11 protein-coding genes and 1 tRNA gene are annotated in these 14,282 nt (G+C 65.1%); 8 read left to right on the forward strand and 4 right to left on the reverse strand.

The genetic code is table 11. From position 1 onward, the window contains the following. Positions 1 to 6 precede the first annotated feature (6 nt). Together MUN23_RS08495 and MUN23_RS08500 are read right to left on the reverse strand one after the other, a co-directional pair. On the reverse strand, positions 7 to 1,554 hold the full coding sequence (locus MUN23_RS08495; protein ID WP_248763411.1) for an APC family permease: 1,548 nt from the start codon (positions 1,552 to 1,554) through the stop codon (positions 7 to 9). Positions 1,555 to 1,603: 49 nt separating this feature from the next. Beyond that, on the reverse strand, positions 1,604 to 3,013 hold the full coding sequence (locus MUN23_RS08500) for an NAD(P)/FAD-dependent oxidoreductase (RefSeq protein WP_248763412.1): 1,410 nt from the start codon (positions 3,011 to 3,013) through the stop codon (positions 1,604 to 1,606). A 142-nt stretch (positions 3,014 to 3,155) separates the two neighbouring features. On the opposite strand from MUN23_RS08500, the gene MUN23_RS08505 reads away from it, so the two are divergent. Next, the gene (locus MUN23_RS08505; protein ID WP_248763413.1) at positions 3,156 to 3,860 is read left to right on the forward strand and encodes a TetR/AcrR family transcriptional regulator; all 705 of its coding nucleotides are present in this window, start codon (positions 3,156 to 3,158) and stop codon (positions 3,858 to 3,860) included. On the opposite strand, the gene MUN23_RS08510 is transcribed toward MUN23_RS08505, so the two are convergent. Together MUN23_RS08510 and MUN23_RS08515 are read right to left on the reverse strand one after the other, a co-directional pair. Beyond that, positions 3,849 to 4,304 (reverse strand): UPF0158 family protein, encoded by a 456-nt coding sequence (locus MUN23_RS08510; RefSeq protein WP_248763414.1) that lies wholly within the window; start codon positions 4,302 to 4,304, stop codon positions 3,849 to 3,851. The two genes, MUN23_RS08505 and MUN23_RS08510, sit on opposite strands and share 12 nt — an antisense overlap. A gap of 171 nt (positions 4,305 to 4,475) precedes the next feature. Beyond that, positions 4,476 to 4,558: transfer RNA gene (locus tag MUN23_RS08515), tRNA-Leu, on the reverse strand. Positions 4,559 to 4,889: 331 nt separating this feature from the next. On the opposite strand from MUN23_RS08515, the gene MUN23_RS08520 reads away from it, so the two are divergent. Genes MUN23_RS08520 through pknB form a run of 7 tightly spaced genes read left to right on the forward strand, consistent with a single transcriptional unit; the run spans position 4,890 to position 14,220 of the window. Then, positions 4,890 to 5,633 carry a DUF3662 and FHA domain-containing protein gene (locus MUN23_RS08520; RefSeq protein ID WP_248763415.1) on the forward strand — a complete coding sequence of 248 codons (744 nt, stop codon included), beginning with the start codon at positions 4,890 to 4,892 and terminating at the stop codon, positions 5,631 to 5,633. After that, positions 5,630 to 6,112 (forward strand): FHA domain-containing protein, encoded by a 483-nt coding sequence (locus tag MUN23_RS08525; protein ID WP_056342800.1) that lies wholly within the window; start codon positions 5,630 to 5,632, stop codon positions 6,110 to 6,112. Before MUN23_RS08520 ends, MUN23_RS08525 begins: the two co-directional genes overlap by 4 nt. A 2-nt stretch (positions 6,113 to 6,114) precedes the next feature. Next, the gene (locus MUN23_RS08530; RefSeq protein WP_248763416.1) at positions 6,115 to 7,752 is read left to right on the forward strand and encodes a PP2C family serine/threonine-protein phosphatase; all 1,638 of its coding nucleotides are present in this window, start codon (positions 6,115 to 6,117) and stop codon (positions 7,750 to 7,752) included. Continuing rightward, positions 7,749 to 9,137 carry an FtsW/RodA/SpoVE family cell cycle protein gene (locus MUN23_RS08535; RefSeq protein ID WP_248763417.1) on the forward strand — a complete coding sequence of 463 codons (1,389 nt, stop codon included), beginning with the start codon at positions 7,749 to 7,751 and terminating at the stop codon, positions 9,135 to 9,137. The genes MUN23_RS08530 and MUN23_RS08535 overlap by 4 nt, the downstream gene beginning before the upstream one ends. Next, entirely contained in the window at positions 9,134 to 10,594 is a 1,461-nt protein-coding gene (locus MUN23_RS08540; RefSeq protein WP_248763418.1) for a penicillin-binding transpeptidase domain-containing protein, read from the forward strand. Before MUN23_RS08535 ends, MUN23_RS08540 begins: the two co-directional genes overlap by 4 nt. Next, entirely contained in the window at positions 10,591 to 12,267 is a 1,677-nt protein-coding gene (locus MUN23_RS08545) for a protein kinase (protein WP_248763419.1), read from the forward strand. The genes MUN23_RS08540 and MUN23_RS08545 overlap by 4 nt, the downstream gene beginning before the upstream one ends. 15 nt (positions 12,268 to 12,282) lie before the next feature. Next, complete coding sequence (gene pknB, locus MUN23_RS08550; RefSeq protein ID WP_248763420.1) at positions 12,283 to 14,220, forward strand: Stk1 family PASTA domain-containing Ser/Thr kinase; 1,938 nt, start codon at positions 12,283 to 12,285, stop codon at positions 14,218 to 14,220. Positions 14,221 to 14,282: the final 62 nt, after the last annotated feature.

Genomic DNA, 14,282 nt, shown 5'->3' on the forward strand with positions numbered 1-14,282 from the left:
CCGCACTCAGCCCTCCTCGCGACCTCGGGCCAGCACCTGGCCCCTGAAGAACTCGGGCCGCAGCCGGGACATCACCAGCATGATCACCACGCCCAGCAGGATCACGCCCATGCCCAGGATGAACACCATCCCGAGCCCGCCCACCGATGATCCGGAGCCGTACTCGGGGTCCATGGAATCGACGGCGGTCTTGAAGAACATCACCAGCAGGATGACTCCGCCCAGCAGCGGCGCCAGGAACTTGAAGAAAAAGGCGCGGCCATTGCTGAACGCCTGGGCCCGGAAGAACCAGACGCATGCCAGGGCTGTGATGCCGTAGTAGAAGCAGATCATCATGCCCAGCGCCGTGATGGTGTCCCAGAGCGCGTTTTCGGAGGTGGTCCGGGTGATGACGTAGAAGGCTGCGGCGGCGACGCCCGCGGCGATCGTGGCGTAGCTCGGGGACTTGAAGCGTGGGCTGACCTTGCCGAAGCGGCCCGGGAGTGCCTTGTAGTGACCCATCGACAGCATGGTCCGCGCCGGCGACACAAACGTGGACTGCAGCGAGGCGGCCGAACTGCTCAGGATGGCGAGGGACATCAGGATGGCGAACGGCCCCATCACCGGCCCGGAGAGGACGGCAAAGATGCTCGACTGGTTGTCCGGATTCCCGGCACCGAGGCCGGTTTCGCCCACCCCTGCAAAGGACAGGGTGGCCAGCGCGACGGTCATGTAGATCGCCACAATCACGACGACGGTGACGGTTGCCGCCCGTCCCGGAGTCTTCTCAGGATTCCTGGTTTCCTCGTTCATGGTCAGCGTGACGTCCCAGCCCCAGTAAATGAAGATGGAGAGGGAAACCCCGGCCGCAAAGGCTGAGAAGGATCCAACAGCGAACGGGTTAAACCAGTCAGGCGAAATGGCGGTCGCATCAAACGCGGTGCCGTTGGCCACATGGGTGAGGGCAGCAACGGCAAACCAGCCCAGCACCAGCAGCTGGAACGCCACCAGTACATACTGCACGCCCTTGGTGGCTTCCATGCCCCGGTAGGAAATCCAGCAAGCCAGGGCGATGAACACCAGGGTGGTGGCGATGTTCAGCGGCAGGTTCTTGCTCAGTTCGCCCAGTTCCGGGTTCCCGAACAGCTGGGCCAGCATGAGGTAGAAGAAGTCGACGGCGACGGCCGCCAGGTTGGACAACACAATAATGGTGGCCGCAATCAGCCCCCAGCCACCCATCCAGCCGATCCACGGACCAAAGGCGCGCGATGCCCACGTAAACGAGGTGCCGGCGTCGGGCATGGCATTGTTCAGTTCGCGGTAGCCGAACGCCACCAGGATCATGGGGATAAATCCCACCAGGAAGATCGCCGGCAGCTGGACCCCCACTTCCGAAACCGTTGGCCCCAGCGCCGCGGTCAGCGTGTACGCAGGCGCGATGCAGGAGACACCGATCACGACGGCGCCCAGCAATCCCACCGCGCCCGCCTTCAGGCCCTTCCCGCTCAGGCCCTTTTCAGCCAGGCCATTGCCCGGGGCGCTTGGTGGCTGTGCTGTCACTTCTTTGGGACTCATGGCCTTGCCTCTCTTTCATTCGACGCTGAATGGGTTGGACCTGGTGCGCTCAGCCGACGGCGGCCACGGCCTCGTTTGCCGCACGGGAAGCGTCCGCCGCGTCCACGATGCGCGCCGCTGTACGTTGGCCCATGCGGACGGCTCCGTCAACATGCTGGTAGCCCTCGGCGGCGAGGTCCGAGGAGCACCAGTAGATCGGGCCCACAGGAGTGTGCTGGTCCTTGCCGTAGCGGTGCAGCCCGCCCAGATCGTAGCTAGCCGCGTACGCGCCCCGGGTCCATTCCTCGGAACCCCAGTCGGATTCGTAGTAGACCTCGGGTGCCAGGGCCTTGTCCCCGAGGAACCCGGCGATCGATTCCAGGATGGCGCGGCGGCGGTCCTCGGCACTCAGCTCGAAGACGGCGTCGGCCTTTTCATCCGAGACGAAGCCCACCAGGGTTCCACGTGAATCACCATGGTTGGTATTGTCGTAGACCTCCTGGACCAGCGAACCGGCACCGAAACCCGTGCCGGACAGTCCGTCTTCACGCCAGAACGGCGTGCTGTAGACGGCGTGGACCTTGATCACCAGGCCCAGCGACTGGTGCTGGTGCATCTGGTGCTGCCGCCGCGGAAGCGGCGGGTCAAAAGTGACACGTGAGTAAAGGTTCGGTGGCACGGCCATGATCACAAAACGCGCGTTCACGGTGGCACGCTCCGAGACAACGCTGACGCGGTGTCCGCCTTCGCCGGCATCCTCCCAGTGGATGGTGCGCACCGGGCTGTTAAGTACGACGTCGGCACCCAGTTCCGCTGCCTGCAGCAGGGACACCTGCTGCATCCCGCCGATGACCCGCTTGTCCAGGATGAAGTCCTCGTCGGTGAGGTGGCTGAAGGACCCGGCGGAGGCTGCCATGAGGACCGCCTGCAGTGCCGAAAACGCGTGCGCGGGCTTGGTGAGCATGCCGCCGGCGATGAACAGGCCAATGTTGTTGCAGGCCTCCTCGTCGTTCGAGTTCCGGCGCAGCCAGTGGTGGAAGGAGATGGTGTCCAGTTCACGGGCCTTGGGATGGGCCCACGGCTCGGTGGCCCCGATTTCCGCGGCGAGGCCGTCCAGAATGCCGATCAGCTTGTCCATTTCCGCCCCGGTGGCTGCGCTCACCGGGAAGGAATCACCGGTGTAGCGGGTTTTCTTGCCGTCGGCGCCGACGTAGACGGACTCGCCCTCCCGGTAGCGGGAGTATGTCTTCAGGCCGAGCTCGTCCAGGAGCTCCAGCAGTACGGTCTGGTCCGGGGAGACCCACTGGCCGCCGATTTCCAGCATGGCCCCGTCAATGGTGTCGGTCCAGGTCCGTCCCCCCACGCGGTCGCGTGCTTCCAGCACTGCCACGCTGAGGCCGGCCTTCCTCAGCTCGCGGGCAGCGGTGAGCCCGGAGGGTCCGGCGCCAACGATCACAACGTCACGGTCAAGATTCAGCATGATGTCCTCTCTATGGCCGGTCGAGTGACACGAACCACTAAATGAATGTCATTCATTTATTAGAACTATAGCTGTTTTGCGGTCCGCAAGGAAGAGCCGGGTGGAATAATGCTGGAGACATCTGCCCGCAGAAAGGCCAGCAATGCCGGCATCACCAGCCGCTTCACGAACTGCCACGGAACGCGATCCCGTGCCGCAAACCGGTGCGGCACGGCGCCGCGCGGGGCGGCCCGCCGCGGCTGTCCTGGACCAGGCGGGCATCACGGCAGCAGCCCTGCGGCTCATCGGCAAGCACGGCTACGACGGTCTCACCATGGCCGCGCTGGCCCGCTCACTGCACGTGGCGCCGTCGGCCCTTTATAACCATGTGGAATCCAAGCGGGACGTGCTCCTCCTCGTGGAAGACCATTTGACTGCCCTGGTGGACGTGACAGCATTCGCGGCGGAACCTTGGGAGTCCGCCGTGCGGAAGTGGGCCTGGAGTTACCGGGACGTCTTCGCGGAGCACACGCCCCTGATTCCCGTCATCGCAGTACTTCCCGTCACTGACGCACCGCAGACCCTCGCCATGTATGAGACCGTCAGTGCCGGATTCCGGGCGGCCGGTTTCCCGGAGGAGCGGATCGTGTCCGCCATCGTAGCCCTGGAATCCTTCATCTTCGGATCCGCCTACGATGTCACGGCCCCAGCCGACATTTTCGATTCCGGCAGCATGGCGGAATCGACGCCGAGCTTCACGGGTGCCGTCCGGAGCCTGGCCGCGTTGGGGCACGAGAAACCTGCAGACGTGGCGTTCAGCCTGGGGCTTGAGGCCCTTATTGCTGGCTTCGGGGCGTTACGCGAGTAGGCGCAGGGCGTTTTCAGCCTCATCCTGTTCCACTAAACCAGATGCCGCCAACCACTCTATGGCGCGCCGCCGCATGGCTCGGTGATGGAAAGAGAACCATCGGGTCTCAAGCTCGGGGAACTCGGCGAGCGTGTTCCTGAAACGCCGGAACGCTCCCTTGCCGTCTATTGCGCGCCACAGCAGGTCCCTGGCGCGTTCATCCTGCACATCCGCGATGAACGATTCCATGTCGCGGTATGCCTCATGCGGTCTTGTCGGTTCCACCAGGATGGCACCGCCTGCTTCGAGGTCTTCCTCGGACTCTTCGGCTTCGTCAAGCGAGTCCCTCAGCCAGAGGTTGGTCTTTCCCGTGCGGGGGTCGAACCAGTACCTGGAATCCCAGTCGGATTGGGATTCGAGGGCTTCTTGGAGCATTTCCAGATCAATTGAGCTCAATGACAGCATGAGCACTCCTCCGGGAGCATGAACAGATGGTGTCGTTCGCATGCTATACCCACGGTTACGCCCGCGGCATGCCGGATTCAGGGCCCAGCGTTTTCGGGGCCCAGCGTTAGGGACCGACCCAGCGTTAAAGAAAGGAACCCCGGTCCGAAGACCGGGGTTCCTTTGATTGCGTGCGCGAGGGGGGATTTGAACCCCCACGCCCTTTCGGACACTGGCACCTGAAGCCAGCGCGTCTGCCGTTCCGCCACTCGCGCGCAACTTCTTTTCCATGAATTACGGCCGGTTTCCCGGATCCGCAACCTTGTAAAAGCAGCGAGATCAAGCATAACGGACATCGACGGCAAAACACCAATTGAGCCCCGGGAGTGGTCAAATTCAACGCCGGGAGGGGGCCGGCAGGGAACCCCTAGCGAACTTTTCCGGGGGCCCGGCCGTTGTGGATTAAGGTCATTCACAGGCCTGCCCAGTAGTATCTGATGTAGTAGTGCCTGCCACTGCCAGGCAGGCCGCTGGGTTCTGAACTGCATTGTTGGCTGAGTTCTGGAACGAAAACTGCCCCGCAGTCGGGGGGAAAGGAGAAGGACCATGGGATTGCTGGACAAGGTCGAGCGCGGCATCGAAAAAGCCGTCCGCGGTGTCTTCTCCACCGGTTCGCGCGCCCAGGTTGAACCTGTGGAAATCGCCAGCCGGCTCCGCCGCGAGGTGGACAACAAAGCCCTCACCATCGCCGCCGGCCGCACACTGGCCCCCAATGTCTTCGACGTCCAACTCAGTGACGACGACTTCAGGAGGGCACAGGACTGGGGCACGCCGCTGGCGGAAGAACTCTGCGACGTCGTCATCAACCACGTCCGCAGCCAGGGCTACACCCTGCAGGGCTCGGTGCGGATCTCTTTCCGCCGTTCCGAGGAGCTGCGCGCTGGGGACTTCGAAATCGTCTCCTCCACTGAGAAGTCCAAAGCCGGACCCGGAGTCTCCTCGGCCAGGCCCAACATGCCGGCAGCCCCGAGCCGCCCGCCCGTACGGCTGCAGCCCGTCCTGGACATCGACGGCCAGCGCTACTCCCTCAATGCCCCCTCCATCGTCCTGGGCCGGTCCTCCGAGGCCGACATCCTGATTGACGACACCGGCGTCTCGCGCCGCCACCTCGAGATCCGCACCGCCAGCGGCGTCACCAGCGCTGTGGACCTCGGCTCCACTAACGGCAGCTACGTCAACGGCCATAAACTGGCAGGCAGCACCGAACTGACCGACGGCTCCACCATCACAATGGGACGGACAAAGATCATCTTCCGCCTGCTTCCCGCCAACCCTGGGGGCCGCCCATGAGCGACCTGACCATCACTGCCCTGCGGTTTGGGTTCCTAATCCTGCTCTGGGTCCTCATCTTCAGCATCGTTTCGGCCATGCGCCGGGACCTGATGGTGGGCCGCAAAGCCGCCGCCGGAACCCCCACCGCCCGTCAGGTCCGCAAAAACCCGGAACTGGCCGAGGCTCCGCCGCAGCCGCTCAAGCAGCAGGCCCACCAACTGGTGGTCACCGAAGGCCCGCTCAAGGGAACCACCATCCCCCTGGCCGCCAGCCCCATCCTGTTGGGCCGCGCTCAGGAAGCCACACTGGTACTTGAGGACGACTACGCCTCCGGCCGCCACGCGCGGTTGTTCCCGCAAGGCAGTCGATGGTTCATCGAGGATCTTGGCTCCACTAACGGCACCTACCTGGCCGACCAGCAACTTACCCGGGCTCTGCCCGTTGAGCTTGGTGTACCCGTGAGGATCGGCAAGACGGTCATCGAATTGAGGCCGTAGCCATGGCCGCTGACATTCCCGCCGGCGGGGCCGCACCCGTCCAGCGGCCCCTCATCATGCGCTATGCCGCACGCTCGGATGTGGGACGCATCCGGGCCAAGAATGATGACTCGGCGTACGTCGGCCGCCATTTGGCAGTGGTCGCGGACGGCATGGGTGGCCACGCGGGCGGCGATGTTGCCTCCGCCGCCACCGTGCTGGACATGCTGCACCTGGACCACGGCGACTACGACGGCGACGCCGGCACGGTCCTCGCCGACGAGATCCAGACGGCCAACTCCCTGCTATCGGAGCTGGTGCACATCAACCCCAAGCTCGCCGGCATGGGCACCACCGTCACATCCCTGCTGCTCGCCGAGGGCAAGCTGCACTTCGCGCATATCGGCGACTCCCGGGCGTACCGCCTGCGTGATGGCGAGTTTGAACAGGTCAGCGTGGACCACACGTTCGTCCAGCGGCTGATCGATGAGGGCCGGCTCCGGCCCGAAGAGGCCGAAACCCACCCGCACAAAAACGTCCTCATGCGTGTTCTAGGTGACGTCGACGCCAGCCCCGAGCTGGATCTGGACACTCTGGACGTCAAACCCGGGGAGCGCTGGTTGTTGTGCTCGGACGGGCTCAACTATGTGGCCGGACATGTGGTGGAGCGGACCGTCCGCGAGACAAAAGATCTGCGTGAGTGCGTCGAAACCCTGGTTAACCTGACTCTGGAAGCCGGCTCACCGGACAACGTCACCGTGGTCATGGTGGAAATCACCGAGGAAACGTCCGACGACGTCAGTACCGCCGCCGTCGACATCATCCCTTTGCAGCTGCTCACCGAAGCCCCCGCCGCGGCCAGCGACGCCGCCAGCGCTTCACCGGACCCCGAGGCGGCCGACGACGAAAAGCCCGCCGCCGACAAAGCCCCCGAAAAGCCAGCTGCCGCAGAACCGCCGCACTCCACCGACCCCCGTCTCGGCGAGCACCTTTCGGCCGAAGTGCTGCGGCAGGAACTCGCATCGCGCCCGCACGAACTGGTCGGTGCTGCGGCCACCGCGGCCGAGTCGGGCTCGATTCCCACCATCGCCGGCCGTACCGTGGCCCGGCGGGCCGCCACCGTCCTGACACACAAGGCCGACGCGCCCGTTGCGGAGGTAGATGACGTCCTGGGGCGGCCCAAACCCCGCCGCTGGGTCACCATGTCCATCGCCGCGTCAGTGCTGCTGGTGCTGACAGTGGGCCTCTGGCTCGGCTATGCCTGGACCCAGACCCGCTACTACATCGGAGAATTCGATTCCCGTGTGGCCATCTACAACGGTGTGTCCCAGCGGCTCGGCCCACTCCAGCTTTCAACCCTCGAAGCCGTAACAGAGATCCGGATGGATTCCTTGCCCCAGTTCTCCCAGCAGCGCGTCCGGCAGACAGTTCCCGCGCGTGACCTCTACGACGCCCAGCGGATCGTGAAGAACCTCGAAGGCACCGGCACCATTGCTCCGCCGGATGAGTGTTTGACCCCCTCGCCCACTCCGGCGCCAACAACTGCGCCCGCTGCAACACCCACCGCGCCTGCCCCATCGCCGGACCCAGCCGCTCCGGCGGCGGCACCTGCCCCGGCCGCCTCACCCACCCCCACTGCGGTCTGTGAGGGGGGCCAGTGAGCCAGCTCAGCACCATCCCCAAGCCCCGGCGCAACGTGGAACTGTTGCTGCTGGTCCTTGCCCTGTCTGTGGGCATCGGCGCCAACATGCTGGTGGGCGTTGACCAGGCGAAGGCGTTCGACTCCGATTTCTGGTTCCAGTCCAGCCTCCTCGCGGTGGCCGCACTGGTCTTCCACGTGGTCCTGCGGATCCGGGCAAAATATGCCGATCCGGTAATGCTTCCTTTGGTGGTGGCACTCAACGGCTTGGGTCTCGCGATGATCCACCGCCTTGACGCCCCAGGTGAGGACACCGGCAACAACCAGCTGCGCTGGACCCTGATCGCCATGGCCGTGGCCATTGGCGTGATCTGGTTCCTCAAGGACCACCGGGTGCTGCGCCGCTTCACCTACATCTCGCTGGCTGTGAGCGCGCTTCTGCTGATTCTTCCGCTGGTGCCCGGCATCTCGGCCGGCGAAATCCTGGGGGCCCGGGTCTGGATCCGGGTGGGTCCCATGACGTTCCAGCCGGGTGAGATCGCCAAGATCACCCTCGCTATATTCTTCGCCGGTTATCTTTCCTCCAACCGCGACCTCATTCTGCTGGCCGGCCGCAAGATCGGCCCGCTGCAGTTCCCCCGGTTCAAGGACATGGGGCCCATGATCACCGCCTGGCTGGTGAGCATCGGCGTGTTGATCTTTCAGCGCGACCTCGGGTCTTCCGTGCTGTTCTTTGGCCTGTTCATCGTGATGATCTACGTGGCCACCAGCCGTATCAGCTGGGTCGTCATTGGCTTGGGCCTCATCCTGGGTGGCGGCTTCGTGGCAGCCCAGGTGTTTTCCCATGTCGAAGTCCGCATCTACGGCTGGCTGAACGCCTTCAGCCCAGACGTGTACGAGACCGGCAGCCGGCAAGTCATCGAGGGACTCTTCGGCATGGCCAACGGCGGCCTGGTGGGTACCGGCCTGGGCCAGGGCCGGCCGGACCTCGTCCCCTTCGCCAACAGCGACATGATCATCGCGTCCATCGGCGAGGAGCTGGGCCTGATCGGACTGTTCGCCGTCGTTATGTTGTACCTGCTGCTGTTCACCCGCGGTTTCCGGGCGGCCCTCGGCACCCGGGATGCCTTTGGGAAACTGCTTGCCTGCGGACTTTCCTTTGCCATCGCCCTTCAGTGCTTCGTGGTGATCGGTGGAGTCACACGACTGATCCCGCTGACCGGTTTGACCACACCGTTCCTCGCCGCCGGCGGTTCGTCGCTGCTGGCCAACTGGATAATCGTGGGCCTGCTCCTGCTGATCTCCCATACGGCGCGGGGACCAGTGGACACCACACCACTTCCTCCCGGCGGCGCTGCGGAACCTGCAGGAATTGATACTCCCACCGAGGCGGTGAAACAAGCGTGAACCAAGCAATCCGTAATTCCTGGGTGGCAGCCATCGCCATGTTCGCCCTGATCTTCGGCGCCATCAGCTTCGTCCAGGTGGTGGGTGCAGATGACCTCAAGGACAACCCCCTGAACCAGCGCGCCATTCTGCAGACTTACTGCAACGACCGCGGCTCCATCATCGTGGGCGGGGACACTGTGGCCGAATCGGTGGAAGGCACCTCGGAGGTCTGCCAGTTCCAGCGGACCTACGCGCAGCCGGCACTGTACGCAGGCCTCACCGGGTACTTCTCGCAGAGCTACGGTGCCACCGGCCTGGAAGTGGCCATGAACGGCCAGCTGACCGGCAGCTCAGACCAGCAGTTCTTTGACCGGATCGGCCAGCTGTTCCTGGGTAACCAGCCGAAGGGCGCCTCTGTGGAACTCACCATCGATCCCGCCATCCAGAGGCTCGCGTACGACCTCATCCCGGATGGCCAGCGTGGGTCCATCGTGGTCACCAACCCCAAGACCGGTGCCATCCTGGCCATGGTGTCCAAGCCGTCCTATGACCCCAACCTGATCGCCACCCAGGACCGCGCCGCCGAGGAAGCCAACATCAATGAGCTGGTCAAGGTCCCCGGGATCAACCTGAACCAGAATGTGAGCGGCCCCACGGGAGAACTGCTCGCGCCGGGATCGGTGTTCAAGCTCGTGGATACGGCAGCGGCCCTCGCATCCGGGAAGTACAACAAGGACAGCGTGCTCCCCAACCCGGCCGAGATGCCGTTCCCGGGGATCCAGTACAAACTCCCGAACTACGCCGGAGGCAACTGCTACACCCAGGACAAGGCCAGCTTTGCCTTCGCCCTGCAGCAATCCTGCAACACGCCGTTCGCCAGCATTGCCCTCGACCTAGGCCGCGACGCCATCGCCGAGCAGGCGGCGAAATTCGGCTTCGGCGAGGATCAGGGCGACCAGCTCAAGCTCGCCTACGCCAGGGGCAGCGGATTCCCCGATGACCTGGACGGGCCAGGCCTGGCCCAGTCCGCCATCGGCCAGAAGGACGTGCGCGCCACTCCGCTGCAAATCGCCTTGATGACCTCGGCCATCGCCAACAACGGCGTCCAGATGAGCCCCAGCCTGGTCAAGACCGTGCGGTCCCCGGACCTCAGGGTCATTGACGAGCCCCAGCCTGAAGCGCTCCGGACGTCCACCACCCCGGAAATTGCCCGGCAGATCACCGAGTGGATGACCAGTGCGGTGAGCCAGGGCATAGCCCGCGGGGCGGCCGTCCCCGGTGTCCAAGTGGCCGGCAAGACCGGAACCGCTGAACTGGGCAACGGCCTGAACAACTCATGGTTCACCGGGTTTGCCCCGGCGAACAACCCGGAGGTGAGTGTCACCATCGTCATGGAAGGCGTAGACATCACCACCGGCGCACAGCTAACCAGTCCGAACGCGAAGAAGATTTTTGAGGCGGTGTTGAATAAGTGAGGCCTACAACAGGAATCACCCTCGGCGGCAGATTCCAGCTGACCACGCGGATTGCGATCGGCGGGATGGGAGAGGTCTGGAAGGCCAAGGACCAGGTCCTGGGCCGCGTTGTCGCCATCAAGGTGCTCAAGGAGGAATACACCGGGGACCCCGGTTTCCTCCAGCGGTTCCGCGCCGAGGCACGCCACACCGCACTGCTGAACCACGTGGGCATCGCCAACGTCTTTGACTACGGCGAGGAGGATGGCTCCGCCTACCTGGTCATGGAGCTCGTTCCGGGCCAGCCGCTGAGCAGCATCATCGAGCACGAGCAGGTGCTGTCCCCGGACCGGACGCTGTCCATGATGGCGCAGACCGCGCGCGCGCTTTCCGTCGCCCACGCCCAGGGGCTGGTCCACCGCGACATCAAGCCGGGCAACCTGCTGATCACCCCCGACGGCCGGGTCAAGGTCACCGACTTCGGCATCGCCCGCCTGGCCGACCAGGTCCCGTTGACGCAGACGGGCCAGGTGATGGGCACAGCCCAATACCTCGCCCCCGAGCAGGCCACCGGCCAGACCGCTACCGGCGCCTCGGACATCTACTCACTCGGCGTGATCGGCTACGAGTGCCTCACCGGGCACCGGCCCTTCTCCGGCGAATCCCAGATCGCCATTGCCCTGGCCCAGGTCAACGACGCCCCGCCGCCGCTTCCGGAGACCCTGCCCAAACCGGTCCGCGCGCTCCTGATGTCCATGCTGGCCAAGGACCCCAAGAACCGCCCGGCCAACGCCATCAAACTGTCCGAAGCCGCCGAGGCCATCCGCAACGGCGATATTGACGCCGCGCACGCAGCGGTTCCCGGCATGCTGCTCTTCGAGGCAACCACGGGCCCCATTACCGCGCCGGTGGACATTGCCACCGCCCCCACCGGCGTCATTGCCCAGAAGGACAGCAACACGACGTCGACGTCCGCACTGCCCGTGCTGGGTGCCGCTGCCGGTGGAGCTGCAGTCGGCGCCGCCGCCGCGGGCGCAGCCACTGGAGCCGGGAGCACGCTTTCGCGTGCGGACGCCCTTGCCGCGGAGCGCAGCTGGGTGCAGGAGGAAGAAAAGTACGACGACGAACCGGAGGACGAGCCCCAGCGTCGCGGCCGGAGCCCCTGGACTTGGCCACTGGTCGCCCTGATCGTGCTGGTCCTATTCGCGCTGGTGGGCTTCTTCCTGACGCAGCAGGGGATTTTTAACCCGTCCGGCACCGTCACGAACTCGGCTTCCAGCAACCCGCCGTCCACCAGCCCCAGCCCGTCAAAAACCTCGGCGTCCGCTACGCCTACCCCCACTCGGACCACCGACGCGCCCACGCCGACGCCCACCCCCACCACGGTGGACATCATTTCGGCGGCCTACCTCGGGAAGGACTACCGTCAGGTCCAGGGTTCGCTGGAAACCATGGGCCTGTCCGTCCGGGTCATCCCGCAGCAGAGTACCTCCGCCGCCGGAACGGTGTTGCAGGTCAACCCCACCGGCACCGTGCCCAAGGGGGCTGAAGTGACCGTGACCTACGCCGTCCCGGTCCCGGCCAGCACGCCAACCGCTCCGCCGTCCACGCCGGCCTCCGCTGCACCAACGTCCACCCTCCCCAAATGCAACCCCGGCCAGCTGCCGGGATTGCCTCCTACCTGCGCGCCGTAGCGTTCGGGATTGACAGTGAGTGATTCGGCCCGCACCCCGCTCCACCGGGAGGACAGCCTCCCGGTGGATAACCAGCGCGTCCTGAGCGGCCGCTACGAACTCGGCGGAATCATCGGCCGCGGGGGGATGGCGGATGTCCACCGCGGAGTGGATACCCGCCTTGGCCGGACCGTTGCCATCAAGCTACTTCGCCCGGATATGGCCCGTGATCCGCAGTTCCAGGCACGCTTCAAACGGGAAGCGCAGTCCGTGGCGGCGTTGAACCATCCGTCCATCGTCGCCATTTACGACACGGGCGAACATACGGTTCCGGATGGCTCGGAGGACAGTGTCCGGGTGCCGTACATCGTGATGGAGTTTGTTGAGGGCCGGACCATCCGCGACCTGATCCGGGCCAAGGAAGTCAGCATTGACCGGGCCATCGACTTCTGCCTGGGCGTGCTTTCTGCCCTTGAATACAGCCACAAGGCGGGCATCGTCCACCGGGACATCAAACCCGCCAACGTGATGTACTGCGACGGCTCCAATTCCGTGAAGGTCATGGACTTCGGGATCGCCCGGGCCATCGCCGATTCATCCGCCACCATGACGCAGACCCAGGCCGTGGTGGGCACTGCCCAGTACCTCTCGCCCGAGCAAGCCCGGGGCGAAACAGTGGATGCGCGTAGCGACCTCTACTCCGCAGCGTGCCTGTTGTACGAAATGCTCACCGCCCGCCCGCCCTTTATTGGTGACAGTCCCGTGTCCGTGGCGTACCAGCACGTCAGGGAAATCCCGGAGCCCGCGAGCAGCGTGAACCCGGAGGTCTCGGCCGCCCTGGACAGTGTCCTGGCCAAGGCTCTGCAGAAGAACCGGGCGGACCGTTTCCAGGACGCGGCCGCCTTCCGGCGTGCGCTCCGCGCCGCCCGGGCGGGCGTGTCCGTGCCCGCGCTGGCCGCGACCGAAGCCCCCACCGATCCCAACGACCATGTCCCGACGCCGGAACGCCCGCCCGTGACAGAGGCGTTCGGGCTCACCGGAGCCGGCTTCCTGGACGATGCCCCCACCGGCCGGCAGCGCAACGCGGACGACACCCGGACTGACGGCGTACCGGTCATGGCGGCCGCCACCCTGGGACAGTCGGATGTCGATGAACTGCCCTTGGGCTTCGCGCCGGAACGTGAGCGGACCGCCCGGCAGAAGTCCCGTCGTCGTACGTGGATTGCCACGTTGGTGATCTTCACCCTGCTGGTTCTTGGCGGCGGCGGTCTCTGGCTCTACAACGTCGTGAACCAGCCCCCTGCCGCGCCGCCCAAGGTGGAGGTTCCGGCGGTGGCGACTCTGACGGAATCGGCGGCGCTGCAAGAACTTTATGGTGCCAATCTGCGCCCGCAGATCAAACGGAACAAGCACGAGACCATACCCAGCGGGACGGCCATCGGCACTGACCCGGTGGCCGGAACCTCACTTGACCCCAATGCGGAGGTGATCCTGAATATCTCTGAAGGCCCCAGCGCCGTCAAGATTCCGGAGAACCTTCCGGGCCAGACAGAAGCCGCGGCGCGGGACATCCTGCGCCAGGCAGGACTCGTGGGAGCCCCTTCCACCACCACCGCCAACAGCGCCACCGTTCCCGGCGGCAGGGTGATTACCACCAGCCCGGCACCAGGCCAGATGGTAGGCCCGGGCACCACGGTGGAGATCGTGATTTCCACCGGCAAGGTGTCCATGCCTGAACTGCGCGGCCGCACGCGTGCCGAGGCGGAAACGGCGCTGAAGGAACTTGGCCTGGTCCCGAACGTCCAGGAAGTGGAGAACTCTGAGGTGGAGGCGGGCCGGGTCACGGATCAAAGTGACCCAGTGAACGCCGCCGTCGATCAGGGCAAAACGATCAATATTGTGGTGGCCAAGGCACCGGCCCCTCCGCCTTCACCATCGCCTACGGCCACGCCCACACCCACTAAAAAGGGCTAAGCCTCCACCCGCTCCTTAAAGCAACGCGGGGTCACTTCGCGCCCATCCCGAAGGGGAACATG

Origin of the sequence: Pseudarthrobacter sp. SSS035 (genome assembly GCF_023273875.1) — a bacterium.
In the GTDB taxonomy this organism is placed as follows: Bacteria; Actinomycetota; Actinomycetes; order Actinomycetales; family Micrococcaceae; genus Arthrobacter.

What these genes read in the sequence shown, in the direction of transcription:
- MUN23_RS08495 (WP_248763411.1), bottom strand. Translation starts at nt 1,554, where the DNA reads ATGAGTCCCAAAGAAGTGACAGCACAGCCACCAAGCGCCCCGGGCAAT.
- MUN23_RS08525 (WP_056342800.1), top strand. Translation starts at nt 5,630, where the DNA reads ATGAGCGACCTGACCATCACTGCCCTGCGGTTTGGGTTCCTAATCCTG.
- MUN23_RS08500 (WP_248763412.1), bottom strand. Translation starts at nt 3,013, where the DNA reads ATGCTGAATCTTGACCGTGACGTTGTGATCGTTGGCGCCGGACCCTCC.
- MUN23_RS08520 (WP_248763415.1), top strand. Translation starts at nt 4,890, where the DNA reads ATGGGATTGCTGGACAAGGTCGAGCGCGGCATCGAAAAAGCCGTCCGC.
- MUN23_RS08505 (WP_248763413.1), top strand. Translation starts at nt 3,156, where the DNA reads ATGCCGGCATCACCAGCCGCTTCACGAACTGCCACGGAACGCGATCCC.
- MUN23_RS08530 (WP_248763416.1), top strand. Translation starts at nt 6,115, where the DNA reads ATGGCCGCTGACATTCCCGCCGGCGGGGCCGCACCCGTCCAGCGGCCC.
- MUN23_RS08510 (WP_248763414.1), bottom strand. Translation starts at nt 4,304, where the DNA reads ATGCTGTCATTGAGCTCAATTGATCTGGAAATGCTCCAAGAAGCCCTC.